Origin of the sequence: Aquamicrobium sp. (assembly GCF_023954335.1) — a bacterium.
Classification (GTDB): Bacteria; Pseudomonadota; Alphaproteobacteria; order Rhizobiales; family Rhizobiaceae; genus Aerobium.
The window spans coordinates 258842-282276 of record NZ_JAMLIE010000003.1 but is presented as its reverse complement, the minus strand read 5'-3'; the positions used below and the strand labels follow the sequence as shown (position 1 = coordinate 282276).

Here is a 23435-nt window from a genome sequence, read left to right as displayed (position 1 = left end):
CTCCAGGGATGCGATACCACGATGAGCGACAGCAAGGCCAGCAACCAGATGTGGGGCGGACGTTTTGCCTCGGGTCCGGCGGCGATCATGGAAGCGATCAACGCCTCGATCTCGTTCGACCGCAAGCTCTACGCCCAGGACATCAAGGGGTCCGTCGCCCATTCGCGGATGCTTGCCGCAACGGGCATCATTTCGGCCGGGGATCAAGCCGAAATCGAGCGCGGGCTGAACACGATCCTGTCAGAGATCGAGGAGGGCCGGTTCGAGTTCTCGGCCAAGCTTGAAGACATCCACATGAATGTCGAGGCGCGGCTCGCCGCGCTGATCGGCACGGCGGCAGGACGGCTGCACACGGCGCGCTCGCGCAACGACCAGGTCGCCGTCGATTTCCGCCTCTGGGTCAAGGACGAGCTTTTCCGCCTCGACGCCGCGCTCACCGCGCTGATCGAGGCGTTCCTCGACCGGGCGCAGGAGCATGCCGCGACCGTGATGCCGGGCTTCACGCACCTGCAAACCGCGCAGCCGGTCACCTTCGGCCATCACTGCATGGCCTATGTCGAGATGTTTTCCCGTGACCTGTCGCGCGTCCGCGACGCCCTCCGGCGCATGGACGAGTCGCCGCTCGGCGCGGCCGCGCTCGCCGGCACCGGCTTTCCCATCGACCGCCACATGACGGCCGAGGCGCTCGGCTTCCGCGAGCCGACGCGCAATTCGATCGACAGCGTCTCGGACCGCGATTTCGCGCTGGAGTTCCTGTCGCTCGCCGCGATCTGCGCCACCCACCTGTCGCGGCTGGCCGAGGAGATCGTCATCTGGTCGACGCCGCAATTCGGCTTCATACGCCTGTCCGACCAGTTCTCGACCGGCTCCTCGATCATGCCGCAGAAGAAGAACCCGGACGCGGCCGAGCTGGTGCGGGCCAAGACCGGCCGCGTCAACGGCCATCTCATCGGCCTGCTCACGGTGATGAAGGGTCTGCCGCTCGCCTATTCCAAGGACATGCAGGAAGACAAGGAAGCCGTGTTCGACGCGGCCGAGACGCTCGACCTGATGGTGGCGGCGATGACCGGCATGGTGCGCGACATGGGCATCAACGCCGCCGCGATGAAGAAGGCGGCCGGCTCCGGCTACTCGACCGCGACCGACCTTGCCGACTGGCTGGTGCGCGAGGCGGGGCTGCCGTTCCGCGAGGCGCATCACGTCACCGGCCGCGCCGTGGCGCTGGCCGAGAAGAAGGGCGTCGCGCTCGACAGGCTGTCGCTCGCCGAGCTTCAGGAGATCGACGGCCGCATCACCGACGCCGTGTTCGGCGTGCTGTCGGTCAACGCCTCGGTCAAGAGCCGTGCCTCCTTCGGCGGCACCGCGCCCGGCGAGGTGCGCCGGCAGATTCGCTACTGGCGCGCCCGGCTGAAACGGGATGCGCGGCCGGCGAAAAGGAGCTAGAACGAGTGCGACCTCCAATTCGACGGACAGGCATGATGCGCGCGGGACATACGATCAGGACGATTCTGCTCATCGGCGCGGCCGCGGTGGCCTTCACCGCCTGCGGCCGCCGCCCCGGCACGCTCGACACGCCCTACGAGGCGGAGATCGAGGCGCGCAAGCAGGCCGAGGAAGACGGCCGCCCGGCACCGCCCGCGCCGGAGAAACCGGTCGAAGACCGGCCCTTCATCCTCGACAGCCTCATCTAGGACAAACCCAAAGTGAACCATTTCGAGTATCGCGACGGCGTGCTTCACGCCGAGGACGTGCCGGTGCCGACAATCGCGGCCGCGGTCGGCACGCCGTTCTACTGCTACTCGACCGCGACGCTCACGCGCCATTACCGCGTGTTCGCGCAGGCGTTCTCCGGCCTCGACGCGCTGGTCTGCTACGCGATGAAGGCGAACTCCAACCAAGCCGTCATCCGCACGCTGGCGAAGCTGGGCGCGGGCGCGGACGTGGTTTCGGAAGGCGAATTGCGCCGCGCGCTCGCGGCCGGCATCCCGGCGCAGAAGATCCTGTTCTCCGGCGTCGGCAAGACGGCGGACGAGATGGATTTCGCGCTCCAGGCCGGTATCCGCTGCTTCAACGTCGAATCGCTGCCGGAGCTGGAGCTGCTTTCGGCACGCGCCGTGGCGACGGGCCACGTCGCGCCGGTCTCGCTGCGAATCAACCCAGACGTCGACGCCAGGACCCATCGCAAGATCTCCACCGGCAAGGCCGAGAACAAGTTCGGCATCGCCTGGAAGGACGCGCGGGCGGCCTATGCGCGCGCAGCCAGCCTGCCCGGGCTGAAGGTGACGGGCATCGACATGCATATCGGCAGCCAGATCACCGACCTCCAGCCGTTCGACGACGCCATCGCGCTGCTGATCGAGCTGGTCGGCATGCTGCGCGCCGACGGCCACGCGCTCGCCCATGTCGATGTCGGCGGCGGGCTCGGCATCCCCTATCGCACCGACAACGCGCCGCCGCCGCTGCCCGACGCCTATGCGGCGGTGGTGGCCAAGCACATCAAGCCGCTCGGACTGGAGCTGATCTGCGAGCCGGGGCGGCTGATCGCCGGCAATGCCGGCATCCTCGTCACGGAGGTGCTCTATCTCAAGCATGGCGAGGCGAAGAACTTCCTGATCGTCGATGCGGCGATGAACGACCTGATCCGGCCGACGCTCTATGACGCCTTCCATGAGATTCAGCCGGTGGTCGAGCAGCCGGCCGATGCGCCGCGCGTCCCGGTCGATGTCGTCGGCCCGGTCTGCGAGACGGGCGACTATCTCGGCCACGACCGCGACCTGCCGGAGCTGAAGACCGGCGATCTCGTCTCCATCGGCTCGGCCGGCGCCTACGGCGCGACGCAGTCCTCGACCTATAATTCGCGGCTGCTCGTGCCGGAAGTGCTGGTCGACGGCGACCGCTTCCACGTCATCCGCCCGCGGCCGAGCTACGAGGAACTGATCGGCATGGATTCCATGCCCGACTGGCTGTAGCGTCGGCGCAGACCCCTCACCGGCCCTTCGGGCCACCTCTCCCCTCTGGGGAGAGGTGGCGAGCGTAGCGAGCCGGTGAGGGGTCCGGCGCTGTCCGTCCAGACAAGCGAGCAGCCATCACGTTTTCGCGTGTCGCCTCGCCTTCGCCGCGTTTGCTGCTATCCTGCGAGGGAAGGCCGGCGCGAATCCGCGCCGCAACGAGAAGGGACCCGATGGCGCAGACGGCGAAGACTGCACCGGCAGGCGGGCCGCCCGCAACCGGGCTTCTGGCCCGCATCGCCCGCACGCGCGCGATGGTGCACGCGGCGATCCTCGTCGAGCGGCTGTGGCCGCTGCTGCTCCCGCTCGCCATCGTCGCCAGCCTGTTCGTCAGCCTGTCGTGGCTCGGCGCGTTCCGCGCCATTCCCGACTGGGCGCGGCTCTCGCTGCTCGGCGTGATCGCGCTCGCCGCGCTCGCTTCGCTTTATCCGCTGCGCTTCTTCCGGCCGCCGACGGCCGCCGAGATCGACCGCCGCATCGAGCGCGCCAACCGGCTGGAGCACGCGCCGCTCCATACGCAGATCGACCGGCCGACCGCGGATCATCCGTTCGCGCTGGCGCTGTGGCGCGAGCACCAGAAGCGCATGGCGGCGAAGCTCGACCGCCTTTCAGGTGACCTGCCGCATGCCCGCATCCCCGAGCGCGACCCGTGGGGCCTGCGCGCCGCGGCAGCGCTGCTTGCGGTGGTGGCGTTCTCGTTCTCCTACGGCCCGTTCGGCGGCACGCTCTCCGACGCGTTTCGCGCGCATGGCGCGGCGGCCGCCATTCCGGCGCGGATCGACGCCTGGGTGACGCCGCCGGCCTATACCGGCAAGGCGCCGATGTTCCTGACCGCCCAGGAGGGCGGCGAGGGGCCGGGCATCGTGCGGGTGCCGGCCGGCAGCGAGATCGCGGTGCGCGTCGCCGGCGGCACCGGCGAGGAGACGCTGTCCTGGCTGAAGGCCGGCGATCAGGAGGCCGTGCCGGTCGTGGCGCAGGAGGCGGCGGTGCAGGACGCGCCGCGCCGCGCGCAGGGCAAGGACACGCTCATGACGCGCCGCTTCGCCGCCACGCTCGACGCCGACGGGCTGCTTGCCCTGCGCTCCGGCCCGAAGGAACTACGGAGCTGGGCCTTCGCCGTCATTCCCGACGCGCCGCCGTCGATCCGCTTCACGCACGAGCCGGGCAAGGCGGTCAACGGCACGCTGGAGCTTTCCTACGCCATCGAGGACGATTACGGCCCGGTCTCGGCCGAGGCGCGGTTCGGCAAGTCGGGCGAGGCCGCGCCGGGCGCGCGCCCGCTCTACGACGCGCCGGAAATGCCCCTGACGCTGCCGCGCCGCACCGCGACCGACAAAAGCGCGCGCACCACCCGCGACCTGACCGACCATCCGTGGGCGGGCGCGGCGGTGGACGTGACGCTCCATGCCACCGACGCTGCGGGACAGGAGGCGGCGAGCGAGGTGAAGACCATCGTCCTGCCGGAGCGGCCGTTCTACAACCCGCTGGCGCGGGCGCTGATCGAGCAGCGCCGCATCCTCGCGCTCGACGCCAACGAGAAGCCGCGCGTGCTGATGCTGATGGACGCGCTGACGCTGCGGCCCGAGGACGGGTTCGACAATCTGTCGCACTATCTCGGCGTCATGTCGGCGCGCTCGCGCCTCGCGCAGGCCGAGAGCGACGAGGCGCTGCGCGAGAGCGCGGACTATCTGTGGGAGATCGCGCTCGCCATCGAGGGCGGCGCGTTCTCGGACGCGCAGCAGCGGCTGCAACAGGCGCAGGACGCGCTGCAGAAGGCGCTGGAGGAAGGGGCGAGCGACGAGGAGATCGAGCGCCTGATGGCCGAGCTGCGCGAGGCGATGCAGGACTTCCTGCGCGAGTTCGCCGAGCAGATGGCGCGCGACCCGAACATGGCGATGCAGATGCCGCAGAACGGGCAGGAGATGCGCCAGAGCGACCTCGACCGCCTGCTCGACCAGCTCGAGAACCTCGCCCGCTCCGGTGCGCGCGACCAGGCGATGGACATGCTCCAGCAGCTTCGTGACATGATGAACAACCTTCAGGCCGGCCGACCGCAGCAGCCCGGGCAGGGCGAGGGCGAGCAGAGCGAGATGCGCCGGCAGATGGACCAGCTCGGCGAGATGATGCGCCGCCAGCAGGAGCTGATGAACGAGACCTTCCGGCTCGACAACATGCAGCGTGGCCAGAACCGGCAGGAGACGCAGCCCGGACAGCGACCAGGTCAGCAACCGGGACAACAGCCCGGCCAGCAGCAGGGGCAGGGCGGCGGCCAGCCGATGTCGCCGGAAGAGTTCGAGCAGGCGATGCGCGAATTGCAGGAAGGGCAGGGCCGGCTGCGCGAGCAGCTCGAGGGGCTGACCCGCTCGCTCGAGGATATGGGCATCCGCCCCGGCGAGGGCTTCGGCGAGGCCGGCGAGGCCATGGGCCGGGCCGAGGGCGCGCTCGGCGAAGGCGAGGGCGGCCGCGCCACCGGCGAGCAGGGGCAGGCGCTCGAAGCCTTGCGCCGCGGCGCGCAGGACATGATGAACCAGATGCAGCAGGCGATGGGCCGTAACGGCCAGGGCGCCGGCGAGGGCGGGCGCGAGCAGGCGTCCGACCGCGACCCGCTCGGCCGGCCGCTGTCGTCGACCGGGCCGGATTTCGGTAACTCGGTCAAGGTGCCGGACGAGATCGACGTCCAGCGCGCGCGCCGCATCCTCGACGAGATCCGCCGTCGCCTCGGCAACGCGCTGAGCCCAGAGATCGAGCGTGATTATCTGGAGCGGCTGCTCGACATGCGCTGAGGCGCGTTGTTCGCCGCTTTCCTCACGGCGCCCTCCGAAACCGGCCTGTCTTGAGACGTACCGTGTTTTCTGCCGGAGGCGGCTCATCCCGACCGCTTGCGCCGCCCCGCATCCGCCCTTCGGGCACCTTCTCCCCGTGAACGGGGAGAAGGAATGCCGGCCGCAATCCCCGCAGTTTCTCCTGCCACGCTTGTGGTTGGCGAAAGCAAGGACGGCGGCTCCCTTCTCCCCGTTCACGGGGAGAAGGTGGCGGCAGCCGGATGAGGGGCGGCGCGACGACGGAAGGTTTAGCGCGCCATAAGCTCCCGGATCGCGTCGAGAGCCTTTTCGGCGGCGGCGCGGCCGGCGGCGATGGCTTCGGCGGCGCGGTCGAAATCGAGCAGGTTGATAGTGGCGACGTCCGGCGCGATCAGAATATGCGGCGGCTCGCCGGCCAGCCGCGAGCGGTTGATCTTCTCCTGCATGATGTTGAGAGAGTTGACGAGCACGTCGAAATAGCCGGGCGCGCGCGTTTCCGTCCTCATCAGGTGCGGCAGGACCCGGCCGGCCGTCTCGCGCAGCGCGAACGGCACTTGTTCGAGCATCTGCGCGACGCGGGCGGCGAGCGCGGCCGCGTCGCCTTCGGGGTCGACGCGCAGTCTCTCGCGCCGCCGGCCGAGCAGGCCGTCGCCGACATGGACGGCGATGACGAAGTCGGCGCCCATCGCCCGGCATGTCGAGACCGGCACCTGGTTGACCAGCCCGCCATCGACCAGCCAGCGCTCGCCGGCGAGGACGGGGCTGAAGATGCCCGGCATCGAGATCGAGGCGCGGATGGCGAGGTCCGCCGGTCCGTCCTGCAACCAGATCTCGCGCCCGTCGGCGAGGTCGGTGGCCACGGCGGCGAAGGGCACGGGAAACGAGCGGATCTCGCCGTCTATGCCGAGTTGTCCCAGGAGGGCGCGGATGCGCTGGCCTTCGACGATCCCGCCGCCGGCGAGGCCGAGGTCGACCAGCGACACGATGGTGCGCCAGTCCACCACAAGCGCCCATTCCTTCAGCGCGTCGAGGCGGCCGGCGGCATGGGCGGCCCCGACCAGCGCGCCCATCGAGGTGCCGGCGACGGCGACCGGCTCGATGCCCGCCTCGACCAGCGCCTCGATGACCCCGATATGCGACCAGCCGCGCGCGGCCCCGCCGCCAAGCGCCAGCCCGACCCTGTAATGCGCCATCCGCTCCGTCCCGGTTCGCGGGCTCGCCAGAAAGCCCGTCTCACCGATTTTTAAAGACTCCGCGCTATGGCTCAAGGAGGGTTTGCGTCTTGTGGAGTGTGCGTGGTGCGTTTTTCTGCGGCATCGACTGCGGAGCGGCTGCTGCCGGGGGCGGTGGCCTCGTGGCTGCGCCCGCTGCTCCAGCGCGTCGACGCCGTCCTCTTCGCCGCCGACGAGCGCGGCGCATCGGGGCGTGCCTCCTTCGCCGCCTTCGTGATCCGCGTCGTCAGCGCCGCCATCGCCCTCGTCAGCCAGGTGTTCATGGCGCGCTGGATGGGCGGCTTCGACTACGGCGTCTTCGTCCTCGTCTGGACGGTGATGATCATGGTCGGCGACAATTCCTGCTTCGGGTTCCAGACCTCGATCATCCGCTTCATCCCCGAATATCGCCAGCGTGGCGAGGCCGGCGACCTGCGCGGCGTCATCCGCGCGGCGCAGCGTTTCGTCCTCGTGACGTCGCTTCTCGTCGCCGCCGCCGGGCTCGCCGGGGTGTGGCTCGTGTCCGATCTGGTCGAGAGCTACTACGTCCTGCCGTTCTATCTCGGGCTCGCCTGCGTGCCGCTGATCGCGCTGTCGATGCTGTTCGAAGGCATGGCGCGGGCCAATGGCTGGTCGGTGGCGGCGCTGGCGCCGGGCTACATCCTGCGGCCGCTGTTGATCCTCGCCATGATGGCCGGGGCGGTCGTTCTCGACTATCCGCCGACGGCGCAGGTCGCAATCGTCTGTGCCATCGTCGCCTCGCTCCTCACCGTGCTGTGCCAGCTCGTCGTCATCGTGCCGCCCATCGCCGCCGAGGTCAGGGACGTTCCGCCGCGGTTCCACCTGCGCCACTGGACGGCGGTGTCGCTGCCGATCTTCCTCGTCGACGGCTTCTTCTACCTCCACACCAATGCCGACCTGCTGATGGTCGGCTGGTTCATGGATCCGGAGGACGTCGCGGTCTATTTCGCCACGCTCAAGCTGCTGGCGCTCGTCCACTTCGTCTATTTCGCGATCAAGGCGGGCGTGTCGCAGCGCTATGCCCAGTACGCGCACGGCGCGGACCGCGAGCGGCTCGCCGGCTTCGCGCGCGAAACCGTGGCGTGGACGTTCTGGCCCTCCCTCGCCATGGCGGCGCTGATGCTGGCGGTCGGCAAGCCGCTGCTGGGGCTGTTCGGCGAGGGCTTCGACGCCGGCTATCCGCTGCTGTTCCCGCTGCTGGCCGGGGTGGTGGCGCGTTCCTTCGTCGGCCCGGCCGAGAGCCTCCTGACGATGAGCGGGCACCAGAAGCTCTGCGCAGCCGTCTTCGGCGCGACCTTCGCGGTCAACCTTGCGCTGAACCTCGCGCTGATCCCCGTTTGGGGGCTATGGGGCGCGGCATTCTCCACCGCGATCGCGCTGATCGTCGAGACGGTGCTGCTGGCGCTCGCCGTATACCGCCGGCTCGGCATCGTCATGATCGTGCCGTTCGGCGGCGCAAACAGGAAAGAGGTGTTGTCATGAGCGCGGTCCCGCTTCTGGAAGAGCAAGGCGGCATCCCGACGGTCATCGGCGGGCCGGGCGGGGCGGATGCCTCCGGTGCGCGGCGCTCGCTCGCCATCTATCCGGCGTCGGCGGGGTTCGACCTCGTCGAGGAGCTGGAGCATCTGAGCGCGCGCGCCATCGAGCCGAACGTCTTCTTCAACCCGTGCTTCCTCGCGCCGGCCATGCCGCGCCTCGACGACCGCGAGGTGCGGCTCGCCGTCATCCGCGACGGCGACGACAGCCGCAGCCGCCTGCGGCTTCTGGTGCCGTTCACCGTCGAGCGCGCGGCGCCGCCCTTCGGCGCCGCCATTCTGCGCACATGGTCGAACCCGTTCGGGCCGCTCGGCACGCCGCTGGTCGACAGCGACGATCCAGAAGGCGTGATCGAGGATTTCTTCCAGATGCTGGCGCGGCCGCATCTGAAGCTGCCGAAGGTGTTCGCGCTGCCGGAAGTGCGGCTCGACGGCCCGTTCGCCATGCTGCTGGGCCAGTTCGCCGAGGCGCGCGGCCTGCCGCTGGCAATCGCCAACCGGGTGGAGCGCCCGCATCTGCGCGCTGACGGCGAGGGCGAGGACTATCTGCGCGCCGCGCTCGGCGGGCACCATCTGCGCGAGCTTCGCCGGCTGAAGCGCCGGCTCGGCGCCACGGGCCGGCTCGATTATGTCGTCGCGCGCCAGCCCGAGGAGGTGCGGCTCGCCGTCGAGACCTTCCTTGCGCTCGAAGCGTCGGGCTGGAAGGGCCGCGCGCGCACGGCGATGGCGGTGGATCGCTACCGCGCCGCCTTCGTGCGCGAGGCGGCGCAGCGGCTGGCGGCGCGCGACCTGTGCCGGGTACATGAGCTCGTCCTCGACGGCAAGACCATCGCCAGCCTCGTCGTCTTCATCGAATCCGGCGTCGCCTACACCTGGAAGACCGCCTACAGCGAGGCGCTCGCCGCGTTCTCGCCCGGCGTCCTGCTGATGGCCGAGGTGACGCGGACGCTGCTCGATGACCCGAATGTCGACATCGCCGATTCCTGCGCCGTGCCGGACCATCCGGTGATGAGCCGGATGTGGCGCGAGCGCCGTCCGCTCGGCACGCTCGTCGTCGGGCTGTCGCCCGAGACCGGCCGCCAGGTGCGGCAGGCCGCCTCGCAGATCGACCTCTACCGCCAGACGCGCAACGCCGTGCGCATCCTGCGCGGCCGGGTGAAGCGGGCGTTCGGGCGGGAGTGATCCGGCCTATCCCCGGTCCGCCTCCGCCCGCGCGCGATCGCGAAAAATGCGGCGGATGACCTTGCCGGTGGTGGTCAGCGGCATCTGGTCGACGAACTCGACCTCGCGCGGATATTCGTGGGCCGACAGCCGCTCGCGCACCCACAGGCCGATCTCGTCGGCGAGCGCGTGGCTTGGCTCGACGCCGTCACGCAGCACGATATAGGCCTTGACGATCTCGGTGCGCAGCGGGTCGGGTTTGCCGACGGCGGCGGCGAGCGCGACGGAGGGGTGGCCGGTCAGGCAGTCCTCGACCTCGCCCGGGCCGATGCGGTAGCCGGCCGAGGTGATGACGTCGTCGTCGCGGCCGAAGAAATGGACGTAGCCGTCGCCGTCCTCGATGCCCTGGTCACCGGTCAGCATCCAGTCGCCGACGAATTTTTTCGCCGTGGCTTCCGGGTCCTGCCAGTATTCGAGGAACATCACCGGGTTGGGCCGGCGCACCGCGATCTGGCCCGGCTCGCCGGTCTTCACCCGCCTGCCTTCGGCGTCGATAACCGCGACCTCGTGGCCGGGCACCGGCTTGCCGATGGCGCCGGCGCGGCTGACGCCGAGCGCGGCGCAGGAGGCGAGGACGAGGTTGCACTCGGTCTGGCCGTACGCCTCGTTGATCGTCAGGCCGAATTCTTCCCGTGCCCAGTCATAGGTCTCGCCGCCGAGCGATTCGCCGGCCGCGCACACGCTGCGCAGGCAAAGGTCGAAGCGGCGGATGACGCCGTCGGCGGCCTTCAGCATCCTGAGCGCCGTCGGCGGGATGAAGGCGTTCGTGACCTTCATCTTCTCCATCAGGCCGAGCGCCGTTTCCGGGTTGAAGCGCTCGAAGCGGCCGGCGACCACCGGCACGCCGAAATAGAGCGCCGGCAGGAGCGCGTTGAGCAGGCCCCCCGCCCACGCCCAGTCGGCCGGCGTCCAGAACAGGTCGCCCGGCTGCGGCAGGAACTCGTGCGGCATCTGCACGCCCGGCAGATGGCCCAAAAGCACGCGATGGCCGTGCAGCGCCCCCTTGGGCGGGCCAGTGGTGCCGGAGGTGAAGATCATCATCGCCGGGTCGCCCGGCCCGGTCTCGACGGCGGCGAAATGCGGCGAATGGTCGGCGACGAGCTTTGCGAAATCGAGCGTGCCGGCATCGGCGCCGTCGATGGAGATCACGGTTTCCAGCAGCGGCAGGCGGGAGCGGATCGCGGCGACCTTGGTGTTGCCCGCGTCGTTGGTGACGAGAGCCTTCACGCCGGCGGCGCTCAACCGGTATTCGAGCGCATCAGCGCCGAACAGCAGCGCCAGCGGCACGGCGACGGCGCCGAGCTTGTAGATCGCGATATGGGCGATCGCCGTCTCGAAGCCTTGCGGCAGGAGCAGCGCCACCCGCTCGCCGCGCCTGACGCCCTGCGCCCTCAGCGCGTTGGCGAGCGCGTTGGAGCGGGCGGCGAGCGCGCCGTAGGTCAGGCGTTCGGGCTCCCCCTCGGCACGGTGGGCGAAAAGGGCGACGCGCTCCGGCTCGCTTGCCGCCCAGCGGTCGGCGACGGCGGTGCCGATGTTGAAGCGCTCGGGGATATCCCAGCGGAAGTCGCGGTAGAGGGCCTCGTAGCTGTCGCGTCGTTCGAGCATGGTCCCGCTATCCCCGGATCACCGCTTCTTCTTCGCCCGGCTGGCGAAGGGGTTGTCCGAGGTGCGCAGCGAGATGCGGATCGGCACGCCCGGCATGTCGAAGCTGTCGCGCAGGCTGTTGACCAGATAGCGCACATAGGATTGCGGCATCGCCTCGGGGCGCGAGCAGGACAGGACGAAGCCGGGCGGCCGCGTCTTGACCTGGGTGATGTACTTGATCTTCATCCGCCGGCCGGCGACGGCGGGGGGCGGATGGTGGGCGAGGATGCCCTCCAGCCAGCGGTTGAGCTTGCCGGTCGAGATGCGCCGGTTCCAGACGCGGTGGGTTTCCTCCACCGCCTCCATCAGCCTGTCGAGGCCGCGCCCGGTCTCCGAAGAGACCGGCACGGCGCGGATGCCGCGCGCCTGCGGCAGGAGCCGCGCCGTCTTCTCGCGCAGATCGGCCAGCGCCTCCTGCGGGTTCTCGATCAGGTCCCACTTGTTGAAGGCGATGACCGGGGCGCGGCCCTCGCGCACGATCAGGTCGGCGATCTGGAGATCCTGCTTCTCGAAGGGGATGATGGCGTCGAGTACGACGATCACCACCTCGGCGAAGCGTACGGCGCGCAGGCCGTCGGCGACGGAGAGCTTCTCCAGCTTTTCCTGCACGCGCGACTTGCGGCGCAGGCCGGCGGTGTCGAACAGCTTGATCCTGCGGCCGCGCCAGTCCCAGTCGACCGAGATCGAGTCGCGGGTGATGCCGGCCTCGGGGCCGGTCAGCAGCCGCTCCTCATCGATCAGCGCGTTGATCATCGTCGACTTGCCGGCGTTGGGGCGGCCGACCATGGCGATGCGCAGCGGCTTCGTCGCGTCGTACTCCGGAACCTCTTCCGCATCCGGGTCGTCGATGTCCTCGCCGATCAGAGGCTCGCCGGCAGCGGCTGCGATGGCCGCCGCCTCCTTCTCGTGGGCGAAGGCGCCCTCCTCGCCGAGCGCGGCGACGATGGCCTCGCGCAGGTCGGGCATGCCCTCGCCGTGCTCGGCCGAGATCGGCACCGGCTCGCCGAGGCCGAGCTCCCACGCCTCCAGCATGCCGGCCTGTGCGCCTCGCGCCTCGGCCTTGTTGGCAACCAGCACGACGGGCTTGCCGGTGCGGCGCACGAGGTCGGCGAAGGTGCGGTCGTCGGGCATGATCCCGACCTTGGAATCGATCAGGAACAGGATCAGGTCGGCCTCGCCGATCGCCGTCTCGGTCTGGGCGCGCATGCGGCCCTCGAGCGAGGCGGCCGAGGCGTCCTCGAGGCCTGCGGTGTCGATGACGTCGAAGCGCAGGTCGTAGAGCCTCGCCGCGTGGACGCGCCGGTCGCGCGTCACGCCCGGCGTGTCGTCGACCAGCGCCAGCTTGCGGCCGACGAGCCGGTTGAACAATGTCGACTTGCCGACATTGGGCCGACCTATGATGGCGAGCTTGAGGCCCATGGGGAACGCAGCGCCCCCGTCAGGACGACGCGCCCGAACCGCGGATCAGTTCGGACATCAGCGTGGCGCGCTGGCGCAGGTTCTGCGGCGCGCCCTCGTCGTCGACGATCTGGTCGAACAGCGTGGCGGCGTCGGCCATGCGGCCTTCCTTCCAGGCGGCGAGCGCCAGCGCCTCGCGGGCCGAGTGACGCAGCGGGCTCGTCTCGGTGGTCAGCGTCTCGACGCGGCCCGCGACGTCGGCATAGCTGCCGTGGTCGACGAGCAGCAGCCCGGCGCGCAGCCGCGCCATCTCGCGCAGGGAGGGGGGAATCGCGCTGTCGGCGGCGACGCGGTCGAAGCCGGCGACCGCGCCGGCATGGTCACCGGCCTCGGCCAGCAGGGTGGCCGAGCGCATGCGCGCCAGGACGGGATAGGCGCCGTAGCCGTCGGCCTCGAGCGCGGCCAGTGCCGCCTTCGCTTCCTCGGTCCTGCCGTCGCGGGCAAGCTCGAGCGCCTGGAGATAGGCGTCGCCCGAGGCGTCGGCGCGCGACTGGGTCCAGTAGTCCCAGCCGACCCAGGCCGCGGTGGCGAGCACGACCGCGACAGCGGCGGCGATGATCGCCGTGCCGTAGCGATCCCACAGCGCCTTGGCCTGATCCTGGCGGAGCTCCTGGTCCACCTCGCGAAAGAAACTGTCGTCCGACATCGTTCACCGATTTTCGAGAAAGGGGGCGGAACGCTCCGCCTTCATGTATCTGGCAAGCGTTTTAGCCGAAAATCGGTCGCATGGAAGGGGTTTGCCGAAAACAGGGCGATTTCGCCCCGGCCGGCCGCCCATGACAAAAGCCCCGGCGCGGGGGGCCGGGGCTTTCGCTGGAGGCTGGGGGGGTGGGCTAGCGGGCCGCCGCCATGCCGAGGATCACGCCGGTGGCGAGGCTGATCAGCAGGTAGTCGTTGTCGACCTTCACCCAGCGCTGGTTCTTGGCCGGCGCGCGCAGGCCGTAGCGATTGTAGTCGCGGACATGCTGGCGGCGCTGCCAGTCGGGGACGCGCTTGCCCTTGGCCCAGTGGTGCCGGGTCGGGGCCGGGCGCTGGACGTGATGGCGCGGGGCTACCGGCTTCTGCATCCTGTATCCGTTCGGCGCCTGATAGCCCGGCTTCGCCGGCTGCGAATAATGATGGCTCGAACGCGGCCCGTCATAACGGCTCTGCGCCTGCGCCATCGGCACGGCGAACATGGACAGGGCGACTGCGGCAAGGATCGTGCGCTTGAACATTTTCTGGGTTCCTCGTTGTCGATGAGAGGACGCTACAGGCCGCGACATGAACCCAATATGAATGGCAGGTTACAATTATGTAATGAAAACATATGTTTACGAAGGTTAACGGATACCCGTCGAGCCGCACTGCCCAAAAAGAACGGGAGATATGTGGGCATGGTGCGGAACCGAACCCGCAAGAGTTCGCAAAGGCCAAGCCGCCGTCGGCCGGTCAGGCCGCCCCGTCGGAGGCGTGAGCGAAGCGAACTGCCGTGAGACAGGAAAATGGTACGGGTGGCCGGACTCGAACCGGCATGTCTTTCGACGGCGGATTTTGAGTCCGCTGCGTCTACCATTCCGCCACACCCGCGGACAGATCGCGCCGGACTATACGGCGAGGGGGCCGTCCGTCAAGCCATCGACGGGGCAATGGACGAGGCCATTGCGCGGCCTTTTTTTTGCTTTTAGGAGAGACCCTGACGCAGGAGCCGACACGATGACGCTGACCGCAGCCACAGGCAGGATACAGACGATCAGTGCGGGGCTCGCCGCGCTTGGCATGACCGTGACCGTCGGCACCGCGCTCGGCTTCCAGCACATCGGCGGCTACATCCCCTGCAAGCTGTGCCTCGAGCAGCGCCTGCCCTATTATATCGGCATTCCCGTCGCGGTGCTGGCGCTGCTCGCCGCCGCGTTCAAATTGCCGCCGCTCGTCGTGCGCGGGCTTCTTCTCGTCGTAGCGCTGCTGATGACGTGGAGCATCTGGCTTGGCGCCTTCCATTCCGGCGTCGAATGGGGCTGGTGGCCCGGCCCGACCGATTGCGGCGCGGTCGTCGCCCCGCCCTCGGGAAGCGGCAGCCTGCTCGACCAGCTCGATGCCGTCATCCCGCCGTCCTGCGACCAGGCCGCCGGGCGCTTCCTCGGCCTCTCCTTCGCCGGCTGGAACGTGGTGGCGAGCGTTGCGCTCGCTGCCGTGGCGTGGGTCGCGGCGTTGAGGAGAGCTTAAGGCTCCAGCTCGACATCCCAGTAGAGATAATCGAGCCAGCTTTCGTGCATATGGTTGGGCGGGAACAGCCGCCCGTTGTTGTGCAACTGCTGGACGGTGGGCTGCGCCGGGGTCTGGCGTGGCCACATCCTCGCCTGATGCGGCAGCAGGCCGCCTTTCTTCAGGTTGCACGGGGCGCAGGCGGCAACGACGTTCTCCCATGTCGTCGCCCCGCCGCACCGGCGTGGGATGACGTGGTCGAAGGTCAAATCCTCGTGCGTGCCGCAGTACTGGCACTCGAAGCGGTCGCGCAGGAAGACGTTGAAGCGGGTGAAGACCGGGAAGCGCGACGGCTTCACATAGCTCTTCAGGCACACCACGCTCGGCAGCTTCATCGAGAAGGAGGGTGAGGAAACGGCGTGCTCATATTCGGCGACGATGTTGACCCGGTCGAGGAACACGGCCTTGATCGCGTCCTGCCACGACCACAGGGACAGGGGGTAGTAGCTCAGCGGGCGATAGTCCGCATTCAGCACCAGTGCGGGCATCGCATCCGGCGAGACTGCTATCGTCACCTGCCTACCTCCTTGCCGTGTCGCGTCGACCGGCACGGATACTGTAATCCCGATATTGCAGGATTGTGAAGCGGAGTTTTCGCGCCGCAACAGGGGGAATTCGCCTGATTTCGCGGGTTTTTCTGCTCAATCGGCCATCGGCGCGGCGTCGCGGCCGTGCATGTGGCGATAGTAGGCCCAGAACAGCCGCGCCGCCACGCCGCGCCACGGCGCCCATGATTCGGCAAGCCCGTAGAGCACCCGTTCCGCAGGGCGAGGGCTGATCGAAAGCGCGTGCCCGACCGCGCTTTGCAGGGCGACGTCGCGGGCCGGGAAGATGTCGGGGTGGCCGGCGCAGAACAGGAGATAGACCTCGGCCGTCCACGGGCCGATGCCGCGCAGGGCGGTGAGGCTGGCCATGGCCTTGTCCGCGCCCTCGCCGGCGAGGCGGGAAAGGTCGAGGCCGTCCTCGACCTCGGCCCGCGCGACGGCGAGAAGCGCTGCCTGCTTCGCCCGCGACAGGCCGGCGGCGCGCAGCGCCTCCTCACCGCCGGCGAGCACGCCGGCCGCATCGAGCGGGTCGACGAGCGCGGCGAGCCGGGCCGACATGGCGTCGGCCGAGGCGCGCGAGACCTGCTGGGCGATGACGATGCCGGCAAGGCTGGCGAAGCCCGGCTCGGCAAGGCGCAGCGGCACCGGGCCGGCGATGTCGGCGACCGCGGCGAGGCGCGGGTCGAGCCGCTTCAGCACGTCCAGCCCCTCGGCGATGTCGTCCAGCGTGGCGATCCTGCGCATCGATGCTGCCGCTCTATCTGTCTGCCTGAGCCGCATTCATGCGACGTCGAGCGATTCCACCTGGCTGCGAAATGCTCAAGCCCTTGCGGCCGGCCCGTCGTCACCGTAGCAATCGGGCGATGGTGTCCTCAACCCGCTTCTTGCTCTCCTGATGACGCAGCCGGTCTTCCGCTTCGCGCCGAGCCCGAACGGCGAGCTGCATCTCGGCCACGCCTATTCGGCGCTGCTCAACGCCCGCATGGCCGCGGCCGTCGGCGGGCGGCTCCTGCTGCGCATCGAGGACATCGACGTAACGCGCTGCACGCCGGCCTTCGAGCAGGCGATTTACCGAGACCTCGCTTGGCTCGGCATCGTGTGGGAAGAGCCGGTGCGCCGGCAGTCGGATCATTTCGCAGATTACCGGCGCGCGCTCGACGCGCTCGTCGATGCCGGGCTTGCCTACCCGTCCTTCATGAGCCGGGGCGAGGCGCGCGCCATGATCGCGGAGGCCGAGGCCGACGGGCGCGACTGGCCGCGCGACCCGGACGGCGTGCCGCTGTTCCCGACCGTGGAGCGGCGCCTGCCGGAGCGCGAGCGGCGACGGCGGATCGCGGCCGGCGAGCCCTATGCGTGGCGGCTCGACCTCGGTGCCGCGCTCGCCCATGTCGGCGGCCCGCTCCGCTGGGACGAGGAGGGTGCGGGGCCGGCCGGCGAGACCGCGCGCATCGCCGCCGATCCGGCCGCGTGGGGCGACGTGGTGATCGCGCGCAAGGAGGTTCCGACCAGCTACCACCTTTCGGTGACGCTGGACGATGCCTTGCAGGGCGTCACCCATGTCGTGCGCGGGCGCGACCTCTATTTCGCCACCGCCGTGCAGCGCCTGTTGCAGGAACTGCTCGGCCTTCCGCAGCCGGTCTATGTCCACCACGACCTGATATTGGGCGACGACGGGCGCAAGCTGTCGAAGAGCCGGCACGATACCGGCCTCGCAGCGCTGCGCGCCGCCGGCCTGACGCCCGCGGACATAGCCCGGATGGTCGGGCTCTGAGCCGTTATCAGTTCCCCAGCCGGCGCATCGCCGCCCTCAGCCCGACGAGGATCGTCAGCAGCAGGAAGGCGCCGCCGAGGCCGGTCGCGATCGCCGACTGGACGTCGGCGAGGCGGTAGCCGGCCATGTTGGCCGCGTAGATGCCGCCGAAGAAGCCGATGGTGATGAGCGCCGTGTTGCCGTTCGCGCCGAAGCTTTCCTCGCCCAGCAGCGCGTCGAGCACCGTGGCGACGATAAAGGACAGGATGGCGACCACGGTGACGGCGAGGACGAGCCACCCGGTTCCAAGATTCCACAACATGCGTTTCCCTCCCGTACAAGCGGTGAAGGATGCGCCCCGTCATGACACCCGCATCAACTTGCCTGATTATATGGCTCAATCCTTATCCTTTGCTTGACCGGACGATTGGCATTAGAGCGGTTTTTCGTTCCTGACCTCCGGCCCGGATTGCGCCCTTCGATGTCCTCCCTCACGCGTTTCATTCCCGCCCTCTTCGTCGTCCTGTGGGCGACGGGGTTCATCGGCGCGCGCTATGCCATGCCGTGGTCGGAGCCGTTCAGCTTCCTCGCCGTGCGCTTCGCGATGGCGGCGGCGATCCTCGTCGCGCTCGGCCTCGCCATGCGCGCGCGGCCGCTCCGGCCTCGCCAGGCGGCCGACGCCGCGCTCGTCGGCGCGCTGGTCCACGGCGCCTATCTCGGCGGCGTGTTCTGGGCGATCCGCAACGGCATGCCGGCCGGCCTGTCGGCGCTCATCGTCGGGCTGCAGCCGTTGATGACGGCGGTGATCGCCAGCTTCGCGCTGGGCGAGACGGTGCGGCCGCGCCACTGGGCGGGGCTCGCCATCGGCTTCGCCGGCATCGTCATCGTGCTCTATCCGAAGATCGGCGACGCCGTCGGCGGTGTCACCGGGGCGACGTTCGCGGCCTGCCTCCTCGGCGTCGTCGCCATCAGCGCCGGCACGGTCTGGCAGAAGCGCCGCCTCGCCGGGGCCGATCTCGTTTCCGGCACGCTGTGGCAGTATGTCGGGGCGACGGCGCTGATGGCCGTGGGCTCGCTCGCCTTCGAGACGCGCACCTTCGTCGTCACCGGCGATCTGGTCTTCGCCTTCGCCTGGCTGGTGCTCGTCCTGTCGATCGGCGCGATCTTCCTTTTGATGCACATGATCCGCGAGGGCGAGATGGCCAAGGTGTCGTCGCTGTTCTACCTCGTGCCGGCGGTGACGGCGCTGATCGCCTGGGCGCTGTTCGACGAGACGCTGACGCCGCTCCAGCTCGTCGGCATGGCGGTGACCACGCTGGGCGTCGCCATGGCGACGCGGCGCTGAAGCTCAGGTCCCTTCTATGGGCCTGACATTGGCGCGCGCGTCGAGATAGCGCCGGATCGCTGCGTTCAGCTCGCCGCCGATGATGAAGATCGCCGAGATCATGTAGAGGAAGACGAGCGCGATCATCAGCGAGGCGAGGCCGGCATAGGTCGAGGCATAGGACGAGAAGCGGCCGAGATAGGCGGCGAAGGCCGAGGAGCCAGCGACCCAGAACACCAGCGTGAAGACCAGCCCCGGCACGATGTCGCGGAAGCGCCGCCGCCCGGCCGGAAGCCACATATGCACCGCGATCAGCGCCGCGACGATGACGACGACGGCGATGAGGAAGCGCCACACCGTGATGGTGCCGGTATAGGGCCGTATCCACGGCAGGCGCTGCTCGGCGATGCCGACGGCGATGGGCGCGAAGACCAGCAGCGCCGAGACGACGACGAAGCCCAGCGTCGCCACGACGACGAAGCCGAGGCTCTGGGCGCGCAGCACGAAGATCGAGCGCGTCTCGATCACGCGGTAGGCGCGGTTCAGCCCCACGCGCAGCGCCTCGATGCCGTTGGAGGCGAAATAGGCGGCGATCAGGATGCCGAAGGTCAGCACGTCGCCGCGCTGGACGGTCAGCACGCTGGTCACCTCGCGGGCGATCGGCTCGGCGATCTCGTCGGGCCAGGTGTCGAAGACGAGGTGGACGGCGGTGTCGGCGAAGGCCTGTGCGCCGAGGAAGCTCGCCAGCGAGGTGGCGAAGATCAGGAAGGGAAACAGCGCAAGCAGCGCCGACAGGGCGAGATGGCTGGCGATGGCCCAGCCGTCGTCATTGTTGAAGTGGCCCAGCGCATCGCCGAGAATCCGTTTGGTAACAGCAAGTATGCGCAGCATCCGTTCCGCCGATTGTGTCGTCCCTGCGAATATGGGAATGATGGCCCTTAACACGCCAGACCGGAAAGTGGAAAATTCCGGGTGAGTCGGACGCCCGGCCCTCACTGCCCATTCCCGCCGCTTGCGCGTTCTTCCCGAAAGCTGCCACGAAAGCCGCCCCCAATGTCCACAGTCTTCAACATCGTCGCCATCGTGTTCATGGCCGCCGTGGTGATCGTTCTCATCCGGGGGCTGATCAACATGCTGCGCGGCGGCTCGGGCAACACGTCGAACAAGCTGATGCAGGCGCGCGTCATCCTCCAGTTCTTCGCGCTCATCTTCATCTTGCTGGCGCTGTGGTTCTCACGCGGCTGAAGGAGGGAAAAAGCCATGGTCATCCTCAACAAGATCTACACCCGCACCGGCGACGACGGCACGACCGCGCTCGGCACCGGCGAGCGGCGGCCGAAATACGACCTGCGCGTCGCCTCCTACGGCACGGTGGACGAGGCCAATGCCTGCATCGGCCTGGCGCGGCTCCACACGAAGGACGCGCATCCCGAGCTCGACGTCATGCTCGGGCGCATCCAGAACGACCTGTTCGACCTCGGCGCGGAGCTGGCGACGCCCGACACCGGCGAGGACCTCGGCTACGAGCCGCTGCGCATCCTCGATTCGCAGGTGAAGCGGCTGGAAGGCGACATCGACGCCGTCAACAAGGGCATCCCCACCCTGCGCAGCTTCGTGCTGCCGGGCGGCTCGCCGGCGGCTGCGGCGCTGCATCTGGCCCGCACCGTCTCGCGCCGGGCCGAGCGCATGATCGTCGAATTGTCGCTCAAGGAAGGCGAGAAGGTCGGCGAGGCGGCGATCCGCTACATCAACCGCGTCTCCGACTTCCTGTTCGTCGCCGCGCGGGCGGCAAATGACAGGGGCGCGATCGACGTGCTATGGGTGCCGGGCCAGAATAGATAGCCGAAGAACGGGCGGAAAGGACCGCGACGCATGTTCATTCCGCTGCACGACGCCAACAGCCTCAAGCATATCCGCCTGCAATACGTGACGATGGCGCTGATCGCGGCCAACGTCATCGTCTTCCTGATGACGCGGCTGTCCGGCGAAGGGTTCGAGCAGGCGGCGGTGATCGGCCTCGGCTACATCCCCTCCACCGTGTTCGACATTGCCGAGCGGCCGGACGAATGGGTGCTGGTGCCGGACGACCTGACCTACATCACCTATGCCTTCCTGCACGGCGACATCTGGCATCTGGGCGGCAACATGCTGTTCCTGTGGGTGTTCGGCGACAATATCGAGGACGCGCTCGGCCATTTCCGCTTCCTCGTCTTCTATCTCGCCTGCGCCGTGGCCGGCGCGTTCGCGCATGGCATCATCGCCCCGGCGTCGGAAGCGCCGCTGATCGGCGCGTCGGGGGCGATCGCCGGCGTGGTCGCCGCCTATCTGATGCTGCATCCGCGCGTGAAGATTTGGGTGCTGGCGCTCGGCCGCATCCCGCTGCGCCTGCCGGCCTCGATCGTGCTCGTCCTGTGGATCGCCTTCCAGGTGTTCATGATGTTCGTGGCAGGCGACGACGAGATCTCGTGGGCCGCGCATCTCGGCGGAATCGTCGCCGGCGCGGTGCTGGTGCTGTTCATGCGCCGGCGCGGCGTGCCGCTGTTCGACCGCGAGATCGTGACGCCGCAGGCGGTGAAGACCGAGCCCGAGCAGGCGCCCGAACCGGTCGCCTCTCCCTGGGGCCGGCGCTGATCCGCCGCGCTTTTCAAACGGTTTGAAGCCCGCAAGCATATTGACGCTGCCACGGAGGGCTACTACAGCCACATGCGGCCACGGCCCATGCCGTCTTCGCGAGCGACGGGTGCGGGCGGTCTCGCCTCGGCGAATTCCATATCCGGCAAGCGAACGGCAGGAATGCTGCCAGCCAGCTTCCTCGAATCTCTCGGAAAGGTTTTGAGCGCATGAAAGTTCTTGTTCCGGTCAAGCGGGTTGTGGACTTCAACGTGAAGATCCGCGTGAAGTCGGACGGCTCGGGCGTCGAGCTTGCCAATGTCAAGATGTCGATGAACCCGTTCGACGAGATCGCGATCGAGGAGGCGATCCGCCTCAAGGAGGCCGGCAAGGCGAGCGAGATCGTCGTCGTCTCCATCGGTCCGGCCCAGTCGGCCGAGACGATCCGCACGGCGCTGGCCATGGGCGCGGATCGCGGCATCCTCGTCAAGACCGACGAGACGGTCGAGCCGCTCGGCGTCGCCAAGATCGTCAAGGCCGTGGTCGACGAGGAGAAGCCGGAACTGGTGATCCTCGGCAAGCAGGCCATCGACGACGACGCCAACCAGACCGGCCAGATGCTGGCGGCGCTGCTCGGCTGGGCGCAGGGCACCTTCGCCTCCGAGGTCGAGCTGGCCGACGGCAAGGCCAAGGTGACGCGCGAGGTCGACGGCGGCCTCCAGGTGGTCGAGATCAAGCTGCCGGCGGTCGTCACCGTCGACCTGCGCCTCAACCAGCCGCGCTACGCCTCTCTGCCCAACATCATGAAGGCGAAGAAGAAGCCGCTCGACGAGAAGGCCGTCGCCGACTACGGCGTCGACGTCTCGCCGCGCCTCAAGGTGCTGAAGACCGAGGAGCCGGGCGGCCGCAAAGCGGGCGTCAAGGTCAAGGACGTGGCGGAACTGGTTTCCAGCCTGAAGTCCGCAGGCGTCCTCTAGGGCTCGGAAAAGGGAGATCGATAAAATGGCCATTCTTCTCGTTGCCGAACATGACAACGCCACCCTTTCCGACCAGACCGCCAAGGCGCTGACGGCGGCCGCCAAGATCGGCGGCGACGTCGACGTGCTGGTCGCCGGCAAGGGCGCGAAGGCCGCCGCCGACGCGGCCGCCAAGCTCTCGGGCGTGCGCAAGGTGCTGCTCGCCGAGGCCGACGAGCTCGCCGAGCGGCTGGCCGAGCCGCTTGCTGCGCTCGTCGTCTCGCTCGCCGGCAACTACGACACGGTGATCGCGCCGGCGACGACCATGGGCAAGAACGTCCTGCCGCGCGTCGCCGCCCTGCTCGATGTCGCGCAGGTGTCCGAGATCATCGAGGTGGTTTCCGCCGACACGTTCAAGCGGCCGATCTATGCCGGCAACGCCATCCAGACCGTGCAGTCGACCGACGCCAAGAAGGTCATCACCGTGCGCACCGCCTCGTTCCAGGCGACGGGCGAGGGCGGCTCGGCTTCGGTCGAGACGGTTTCGGCGGCCGCCAATCCGGCCGTGTCCTCCTTCGTCGAGAACAAGCTGTCGGAGAGCGACCGTCCGGAGCTGACCTCGGCGAAGATCATCATCTCGGGCGGCCGGGCGCTCGGCTCGTCGGAGAAGTTCGAGGAAGTGATCCTGCCCGTCGCCGACAAGCTTGGCGCCGCCGTCGGCGCCAGCCGCGCGGCGGTCGACGCCGGCTACGCGCCGAACGACTGGCAGGTCGGCCAGACCGGCAAGGTCGTTGCGCCGGAGCTCTACATCGCCGTCGGCATTTCCGGCGCGATCCAGCACCTCGCCGGCATGAAGGACTCGAAGGTCATCGTCGCCATCAACAAGGACGAGGAGGCCCCGATCTTCCAGGTGGCGGACTACGGCCTCGTCGGCGACCTCTTCACCATCCTGCCGGAGCTCGAAAAGGCGCTCTGACGCCCCACGCCGAGGCCACGCGCCGGCGGCGTGCGTTGCCCCGGGCCGAGACCGGGACTATTGTTGAAGGACGGGGTGGACAGAGGCCACCCCGTCCTTCTATTTTGCGCTGCAACATACTGGCGGCGAAG

The 23435-nt window shown here is 68.9% G+C and carries 23 protein-coding genes and 1 tRNA gene; 14 read left to right on the top strand and 10 right to left on the bottom strand.

From position 1 onward, the window contains the following. Nucleotides 1-21 precede the first annotated feature (21 nt). The 4 genes from argH (at nt 22) to M9945_RS18745 (ending at nt 5791) form a co-directional block, all read left to right on the top strand. The gene (gene argH, locus M9945_RS18760; protein WP_367945779.1) at nt 22-1443 is read left to right on the top strand and encodes an argininosuccinate lyase; all 1422 of its coding nucleotides are present in this window, start codon (nt 22-24) and stop codon (nt 1441-1443) included. Between the two features lie 35 nt (nt 1444-1478). Next, nucleotides 1479-1691 carry a hypothetical protein gene (locus M9945_RS18755; RefSeq protein ID WP_367945778.1) on the top strand — a complete coding sequence of 71 codons (213 nt, stop codon included), beginning with the start codon at nt 1479-1481 and terminating at the stop codon, nt 1689-1691. A gap of 12 nt (nt 1692-1703) precedes the next feature. Next, nucleotides 1704-2969 (top strand): diaminopimelate decarboxylase, encoded by a 1266-nt coding sequence (gene lysA, locus M9945_RS18750; protein WP_367929106.1) that lies wholly within the window; start codon nt 1704-1706, stop codon nt 2967-2969. Nucleotides 2970-3181: 212 nt separating this feature from the next. Continuing rightward, a complete protein-coding gene (locus M9945_RS18745) occupies nt 3182-5791 on the top strand; it encodes a TIGR02302 family protein (RefSeq protein ID WP_367945777.1) in 2610 nt (869 codons plus the stop codon). A gap of 287 nt (nt 5792-6078) precedes the next feature. Here the strand turns inward: M9945_RS18745 and M9945_RS18740 are convergent, their stop codons facing one another. Beyond that, complete coding sequence (locus M9945_RS18740) at nt 6079-7002, bottom strand: patatin-like phospholipase family protein (RefSeq protein ID WP_367945776.1); 924 nt, start codon at nt 7000-7002, stop codon at nt 6079-6081. Between the two features lie 105 nt (nt 7003-7107). On the opposite strand from M9945_RS18740, the gene M9945_RS18735 reads away from it, so the two are divergent. Continuing rightward, a complete protein-coding gene (locus M9945_RS18735) occupies nt 7108-8523 on the top strand; it encodes a lipopolysaccharide biosynthesis protein (RefSeq protein ID WP_367945775.1) in 1416 nt (471 codons plus the stop codon). Further along, nucleotides 8520-9758 (top strand): GNAT family N-acetyltransferase, encoded by a 1239-nt coding sequence (locus tag M9945_RS18730; RefSeq protein ID WP_367945774.1) that lies wholly within the window; start codon nt 8520-8522, stop codon nt 9756-9758. Before M9945_RS18735 ends, M9945_RS18730 begins: the two co-directional genes overlap by 4 nt. Nucleotides 9759-9764: 6 nt before the next feature. Here the strand turns inward: M9945_RS18730 and M9945_RS18725 are convergent, their stop codons facing one another. The 5 genes from M9945_RS18725 to M9945_RS18705 all read right to left on the bottom strand — a co-directional run bounded on the left by M9945_RS18725 (nt 9765) and on the right by M9945_RS18705 (nt 14468). Continuing rightward, nucleotides 9765-11402 (bottom strand): acyl-CoA synthetase, encoded by a 1638-nt coding sequence (locus tag M9945_RS18725; protein WP_367945773.1) that lies wholly within the window; start codon nt 11400-11402, stop codon nt 9765-9767. A gap of 18 nt (nt 11403-11420) precedes the next feature. Then, the gene (der, locus tag M9945_RS18720; protein WP_367945772.1) at nt 11421-12860 is read right to left on the bottom strand and encodes a ribosome biogenesis GTPase Der; all 1440 of its coding nucleotides are present in this window, start codon (nt 12858-12860) and stop codon (nt 11421-11423) included. Nucleotides 12861-12879: 19 nt separating this feature from the next. Beyond that, on the bottom strand, nt 12880-13545 hold the full coding sequence (locus M9945_RS18715; protein WP_367945771.1) for a tetratricopeptide repeat protein: 666 nt from the start codon (nt 13543-13545) through the stop codon (nt 12880-12882). A gap of 187 nt (nt 13546-13732) precedes the next feature. Further along, nucleotides 13733-14116 carry an RcnB family protein gene (locus M9945_RS18710; RefSeq protein ID WP_367945770.1) on the bottom strand — a complete coding sequence of 128 codons (384 nt, stop codon included), beginning with the start codon at nt 14114-14116 and terminating at the stop codon, nt 13733-13735. Between the two features lie 268 nt (nt 14117-14384). Continuing rightward, a tRNA-Leu gene (locus M9945_RS18705) sits at nt 14385-14468 on the bottom strand. Nucleotides 14469-14594: 126 nt separating this feature from the next. Between M9945_RS18705 and M9945_RS18700 the strand changes: the two genes are divergently transcribed. Further along, the gene (locus tag M9945_RS18700) at nt 14595-15104 is read left to right on the top strand and encodes a disulfide bond formation protein B (RefSeq protein WP_367945769.1); all 510 of its coding nucleotides are present in this window, start codon (nt 14595-14597) and stop codon (nt 15102-15104) included. Here M9945_RS18700 and M9945_RS18695 read toward each other — a convergent pair. Beyond that, nucleotides 15101-15658, bottom strand: coding sequence for an HNH endonuclease (locus M9945_RS18695; protein WP_367945768.1), 558 nt, complete (start codon nt 15656-15658; stop codon nt 15101-15103). The two genes, M9945_RS18700 and M9945_RS18695, sit on opposite strands and share 4 nt — an antisense overlap. A gap of 126 nt (nt 15659-15784) precedes the next feature. Then, complete coding sequence (locus M9945_RS18690; RefSeq protein WP_367945767.1) at nt 15785-16432, bottom strand: DNA-3-methyladenine glycosylase; 648 nt, start codon at nt 16430-16432, stop codon at nt 15785-15787. 151 nt (nt 16433-16583) lie between these two features. Here M9945_RS18690 and gluQRS point away from each other — a divergent pair, with 151 nt between their 5' ends. Next, a complete protein-coding gene (gene gluQRS / locus M9945_RS18685) occupies nt 16584-17459 on the top strand; it encodes a tRNA glutamyl-Q(34) synthetase GluQRS (protein ID WP_367945766.1) in 876 nt (291 codons plus the stop codon). 7 nt (nt 17460-17466) lie between these two features. On the opposite strand, the gene M9945_RS18680 is transcribed toward gluQRS, so the two are convergent. Then, entirely contained in the window at nt 17467-17760 is a 294-nt protein-coding gene (locus M9945_RS18680; protein ID WP_367929118.1) for a hypothetical protein, read from the bottom strand. A gap of 159 nt (nt 17761-17919) precedes the next feature. On the opposite strand from M9945_RS18680, the gene M9945_RS18675 reads away from it, so the two are divergent. Continuing rightward, the gene (locus M9945_RS18675; protein WP_367929119.1) at nt 17920-18783 is read left to right on the top strand and encodes a DMT family transporter; all 864 of its coding nucleotides are present in this window, start codon (nt 17920-17922) and stop codon (nt 18781-18783) included. A 3-nt stretch (nt 18784-18786) separates the two neighbouring features. Here M9945_RS18675 and M9945_RS18670 read toward each other — a convergent pair whose 3' ends face one another. Then, entirely contained in the window at nt 18787-19653 is an 867-nt protein-coding gene (locus M9945_RS18670) for a YihY/virulence factor BrkB family protein (RefSeq protein ID WP_367929120.1), read from the bottom strand. Between the two features lie 162 nt (nt 19654-19815). Between M9945_RS18670 and M9945_RS18665 the strand changes: the two genes are divergently transcribed. The 5 genes from M9945_RS18665 (at nt 19816) to M9945_RS18645 (ending at nt 23304) form a co-directional block, all read left to right on the top strand. Then, a complete protein-coding gene (locus tag M9945_RS18665) occupies nt 19816-20007 on the top strand; it encodes a twin transmembrane helix small protein (RefSeq protein ID WP_367945765.1) in 192 nt (63 codons plus the stop codon). Between the two features lie 15 nt (nt 20008-20022). Then, nucleotides 20023-20604 carry a cob(I)yrinic acid a,c-diamide adenosyltransferase gene (locus M9945_RS18660; RefSeq protein ID WP_367945764.1) on the top strand — a complete coding sequence of 194 codons (582 nt, stop codon included), beginning with the start codon at nt 20023-20025 and terminating at the stop codon, nt 20602-20604. Nucleotides 20605-20634: 30 nt separating this feature from the next. After that, entirely contained in the window at nt 20635-21393 is a 759-nt protein-coding gene (locus M9945_RS18655; RefSeq protein ID WP_367945763.1) for a rhomboid family intramembrane serine protease, read from the top strand. A gap of 209 nt (nt 21394-21602) precedes the next feature. Then, nucleotides 21603-22349 (top strand): electron transfer flavoprotein subunit beta/FixA family protein, encoded by a 747-nt coding sequence (locus M9945_RS18650; protein ID WP_367929124.1) that lies wholly within the window; start codon nt 21603-21605, stop codon nt 22347-22349. Between the two features lie 25 nt (nt 22350-22374). After that, entirely contained in the window at nt 22375-23304 is a 930-nt protein-coding gene (locus M9945_RS18645) for an electron transfer flavoprotein subunit alpha/FixB family protein (protein WP_367945762.1), read from the top strand. Nucleotides 23305-23435: the final 131 nt, after the last annotated feature.

Bases quoted from the DNA above. Each gene is read 5' to 3' on its own strand.
- argH (WP_367945779.1), top strand. From the start codon at position 22: ATGAGCGACAGCAAGGCCAGCAACCAGATGTGGGGCGGACGTTTTGCC.
- M9945_RS18755 (WP_367945778.1), top strand. From the start codon at position 1,479: ATGCGCGCGGGACATACGATCAGGACGATTCTGCTCATCGGCGCGGCC.
- M9945_RS18745 (WP_367945777.1), top strand. From the start codon at position 3,182: ATGGCGCAGACGGCGAAGACTGCACCGGCAGGCGGGCCGCCCGCAACC.
- M9945_RS18740 (WP_367945776.1), bottom strand. From the start codon at position 7,002: ATGGCGCATTACAGGGTCGGGCTGGCGCTTGGCGGCGGGGCCGCGCGC.
- M9945_RS18730 (WP_367945774.1), top strand. From the start codon at position 8,520: ATGAGCGCGGTCCCGCTTCTGGAAGAGCAAGGCGGCATCCCGACGGTC.
- M9945_RS18725 (WP_367945773.1), bottom strand. From the start codon at position 11,402: ATGCTCGAACGACGCGACAGCTACGAGGCCCTCTACCGCGACTTCCGC.
- der (WP_367945772.1), bottom strand. From the start codon at position 12,860: ATGGGCCTCAAGCTCGCCATCATAGGTCGGCCCAATGTCGGCAAGTCG.
- M9945_RS18715 (WP_367945771.1), bottom strand. From the start codon at position 13,545: ATGTCGGACGACAGTTTCTTTCGCGAGGTGGACCAGGAGCTCCGCCAG.
- M9945_RS18710 (WP_367945770.1), bottom strand. From the start codon at position 14,116: ATGTTCAAGCGCACGATCCTTGCCGCAGTCGCCCTGTCCATGTTCGCC.
- M9945_RS18700 (WP_367945769.1), top strand. From the start codon at position 14,595: ATGACGCTGACCGCAGCCACAGGCAGGATACAGACGATCAGTGCGGGG.
- M9945_RS18690 (WP_367945767.1), bottom strand. From the start codon at position 16,432: ATGCGCAGGATCGCCACGCTGGACGACATCGCCGAGGGGCTGGACGTG.
- gluQRS (WP_367945766.1), top strand. From the start codon at position 16,584: ATGACGCAGCCGGTCTTCCGCTTCGCGCCGAGCCCGAACGGCGAGCTG.
- M9945_RS18680 (WP_367929118.1), bottom strand. From the start codon at position 17,760: ATGTTGTGGAATCTTGGAACCGGGTGGCTCGTCCTCGCCGTCACCGTG.
- M9945_RS18675 (WP_367929119.1), top strand. From the start codon at position 17,920: ATGTCCTCCCTCACGCGTTTCATTCCCGCCCTCTTCGTCGTCCTGTGG.
- M9945_RS18670 (WP_367929120.1), bottom strand. From the start codon at position 19,653: ATGCTGCGCATACTTGCTGTTACCAAACGGATTCTCGGCGATGCGCTG.
- M9945_RS18665 (WP_367945765.1), top strand. From the start codon at position 19,816: ATGTCCACAGTCTTCAACATCGTCGCCATCGTGTTCATGGCCGCCGTG.
- M9945_RS18660 (WP_367945764.1), top strand. From the start codon at position 20,023: ATGGTCATCCTCAACAAGATCTACACCCGCACCGGCGACGACGGCACG.
- M9945_RS18655 (WP_367945763.1), top strand. From the start codon at position 20,635: ATGTTCATTCCGCTGCACGACGCCAACAGCCTCAAGCATATCCGCCTG.
- M9945_RS18650 (WP_367929124.1), top strand. From the start codon at position 21,603: ATGAAAGTTCTTGTTCCGGTCAAGCGGGTTGTGGACTTCAACGTGAAG.
- M9945_RS18645 (WP_367945762.1), top strand. From the start codon at position 22,375: ATGGCCATTCTTCTCGTTGCCGAACATGACAACGCCACCCTTTCCGAC.